Below are 3598 nucleotides of genomic sequence, written 5' to 3' on the forward strand. Positions count from 1 at the left end.
CAATAAAATAAAATATAAAAAGTAGTAAAATATTGTGACTGCGTAAAGTAGCGTAATGCAATAATAAATACTTACGGAAAATATAAAACTTACAAAATAGGGGTGAAATATGGTTATGCATCGCGCATTAGGTTCGTTTGATACAACCGCTATTGGTTTTGGCGAAATGCCATTGACAATAGAAAATAATCTTGGTCACGATATGGGAATTAAGACAATTCACGCAGCTCTTGATGCAGGTTGTACGCATATTGACACAGCTTGGGCATATTACTGCTCTGGCGGCGAGGAACAAACTGGTGAAAAGCTTGTTCGTGAGGCTTTAGAAAGCTGGAAAGGCGACAAATCTTCTATTTTAGTTGCAACAAAAGTCGGTCACTTCCGTAACTTTACTGACGGACGACCAACGTGGGGTAAGGATGGTAAGCCAGAGCATTTGATTCGTCACGCTAAAGAGTCTGCAATGGCTTTAGGCGTTGACACTATTGACTTGCTTTACTTCCACAGGCCAGATCCGGAAGTTCCATACAATGAGTCTATTGAAGCAATGCAACAGTTGCTTGACGAAGGTGTGGCTCGAGAAATCGGTATTTCTAACGCTTCTGTAGAGCAAATCGATATTGCACGCAATATTTTAGGAGAAAAGCTAGTAGCGGTGCAAAATCAATATTCTCCAGTTCATTTAGAGAATGAAGATACGTTGCAATATTGTGAAAAGCTTGGAATTGCTTTTGTTTGCTGGAGTCCTCTTGGTGGATTCCGTCATCCTTATGACGAGCATCTTTTCGATCCATTCCGCAAAGTTGCAGAAAATCATGGCGTAAGCTATCAGCAAGTAGTTTTGGCTTGGGAGCTAGCTAAAGGCGATCACATATTCGTAATTCCTGGAGCTCACAGACCAGCTACAATTTTAGATAGTTTGAAAGCTTCCGATTTGCAATTAAGCAATGAAGAATTGGCTTATTTAGGCTGAAAGAAAACAATAAAATGCAAGAAACAAGCGTAACTGGTATGCCGTTGCCTCACGAAGATGAGGACGGTACGCCAATTCCTGTGACTATTCCGGTGGCTTTAGGAACTCACACTCATGCAGTTTTTACTACTAGATTGGGTGGAATTTCTGAAGGTTCATTTGCTTCACTTAATTTAGGCGGACGCGCAGGAGATAGTGAGGAGGCTGTAGCAAGCAATCGCGCAGCTTTACAAAAAGCTTTGCAAGCTGACTTGTCGCTTGTTGCTCAAGTTCATAGCAGAGAAGTATTTGACGCAGATAGTGTAGTAGATTCATGGAATACTTCTTACGGCTTTGATGCAACAGGTTTTGCGGATTCGCAATTGAGAATTGAAGCAGATGCGCAAGTTTCAACTGCGTGCTCGCTTGCATTAGGAATGTTTGCTGCAGATTGTTTGCCAGTTTTACTTGCGGACGACGAAGCTGGAGTAATCGCTGCAGCGCATTGTGGGCGAAAAGGATTGATGGCTGGAGTGCTTGATGCTGTTATCGAAGCAATGTGCGAAAAGGGAGCTGAGCGTTCTCGTATAACAGCAGTGCTCGGTCCATGTATTTGTGGAGATTGCTACGAAGTTGGTGAGAGTATTGCGCGCGATTTTGAAAAACGTTACCCGCAAACTGTAACAAAAACTCGTTTCGGTGGAATCGGTATTGATATTGCTGAAGCTGCTCGCATTGATTTAGCACTCGCAGGAGTTGCGAATATTGTTGACGCTTTGCCGCGAGTTACAGCTGCAGCGCAATATTTATCTGAAGATGAGGAATTGCGTACGATTTGCGAAGTAGATAGGGAAGGTGAATCTTTGCCAGAACGTTTGCAAAATTTGCAAAACCCAATGTGCACTTTGGAAAATCCACTCTGGTATTCTCATCGACGCGCTAGTTTAGCTGGAAAATCGCATGAAGGTAGACTTCTTGCTTTAGTAATTCGCGACAAATAATCACATATGCTATATAAACAGTACTGTATTTGAGCTAGGTAGTAAGTGCAGTTGTGTGAGCTTAGCAAAAACGTGCGCAACACACGAGTGTTTTTTGCTTGTAAGTGATAGCGTTGATTCTGATGGTGTAGCACAGCGTTTTGTGCAGCTGTGTGGGGGCTTGTGAAAGGAATATTATGGTGGCTGATTTATTCCCAACCGCGTTGCGTGGGTACGATAAAGACAAGGTAAATGAAGCATTTGCAAACTATGAGCGTACTATTTCTCGTCTGCGTGAACAAGTGCGTTCAAGTGATGAATCAATTTTGCAATTACAAGCGCAATTGCAAGAAGAAAAAAATAATGTAAAACGTGCCAAAAGCGGAAATACTTTTGCGTCTTTAGGTGCAAATGCGCAACAATTGCTGGCATCTGCAGAGCAAACTAGTTCTCAATTGCTTGAGCGCGCTAAGCAAGATGCTGCATCAATTAAAAAGAATGCACAAGCACAAGCCGGAACTTTGCTGAACAATGCAAAGCTGGATGCTGCACATTTAATGCAAGAAGCACAAACTAAAGCAGACACAATGCTTTCCAATGCCACGCAAAAGTCGACACAACTTATGCAAGCTGCGCAAGAAGATTCTGCACGTTTGCGCGATACTACTGCTAAAGATGTGCAAGCTCAAAAAGACGCTGCAGAATTAGCTTTACAAAACGCTCAAGAAGAACATACAAAGCGTATGGCTTCAGAGCGCGCGCAACAAGAAAGCAGTATTTCGCAACTTAAGTCGGAAGCTGCTCAAAAAATTGCTGAGCAGCGTGCGGCTGCAAACGAAGAGATTGCGCGTGCTAAGGCTGAAACAAACGATCAGATTGAATCTGCTCTCGCTGAAGCAAATAAAAAGCTTGCTGATATGCGTGAACACGCTTCGAAGATGATGGCTGACGCACAGCGCAAAGCTGGCGAAATTACGGATGCTGCTGCCGCTAAAGCTCAAGAAATTGCAGATGATGCTCAAGTTGAACGTACGCGTACGTTAAGCCAAGTTAGTGCAGAAGTTGAGCAGATTCGCGCAGATATTGCTGCTCAACAGGAGGAAGCTACAAAGAAAGTCAATGCCTTGCTTTCTGGCTTGAAAGAGAAAGAAAGTGCAGCTCAGGAAGAAGCAGATGCTTTGGTTGCTCGCGCAAAAACTGTTCATCAAGAAGCTGACGAATATGCAGCGCAAACGCATCAGGCTGCGGATAGTCAGGCTGCTGATATTGTGCGCAAAGCTATGCAGGAGGCGACTGCTCAGGTTGAAGAGCGTAGAGCTGCAGCACAGCAAGAGCTTGATGGCATGACGACTCGATTAACCCAATTGCAGCATCGTGAGGCAACTATTACGCAGCGAGTTACGGAATTGCGCTCGCTGTTTGCGAATGCTTTCTCTGGATTTGATTTTGGAGATGCTCAACAAAACCAACAAGTTGTGCAAGCTTCTGACGATAATGAGGATTCGGCGAATGCTCAATCTTCTGCGGATGCGAAGCAGGCTCAGCGAGATGTTCAAGCTGCGTTGGCTGAATCTGAAGAAGCTAGTGAAGCTAACGAGTCTCAAGAAAACCAAGACACAGATAATCAATAAAGAAAATATTGTAAAATTTGTAGATTGGCTTAAGT

At 43.6% G+C, this 3598-nt stretch carries 3 protein-coding genes; all 3 read left to right on the forward strand.

Features of this window, described 5'->3' with window-relative positions; translation table 11 throughout:
* Positions 1-109 precede the first annotated feature (109 nt).
* The 3 genes from A5294_RS05990 (at position 110) to A5294_RS06000 (ending at position 3563) form a co-directional block, all read left to right on the forward strand.
* Complete coding sequence (locus tag A5294_RS05990; RefSeq protein ID WP_064340693.1) at positions 110-973, forward strand: aldo/keto reductase; 864 nt, start codon at positions 110-112, stop codon at positions 971-973.
* 14 nt (positions 974-987) lie between these two features.
* Positions 988-1953, forward strand: coding sequence for a polyphenol oxidase family protein (locus tag A5294_RS05995; RefSeq protein WP_064340694.1), 966 nt, complete (start codon positions 988-990; stop codon positions 1951-1953).
* A gap of 176 nt (positions 1954-2129) precedes the next feature.
* Positions 2130-3563: a hypothetical protein gene (locus A5294_RS06000; protein ID WP_064340695.1), complete on the forward strand. Its 1434-nt coding sequence runs from the start codon at positions 2130-2132 to the stop codon at positions 3561-3563.
* Positions 3564-3598 lie beyond the last annotated feature (35 nt).

This window comes from Gardnerella sp. 30-4 (genome assembly GCF_001641215.1).
Lineage (GTDB): Bacteria > Actinomycetota > Actinomycetes > Actinomycetales > Bifidobacteriaceae > Bifidobacterium > Bifidobacterium leopoldii.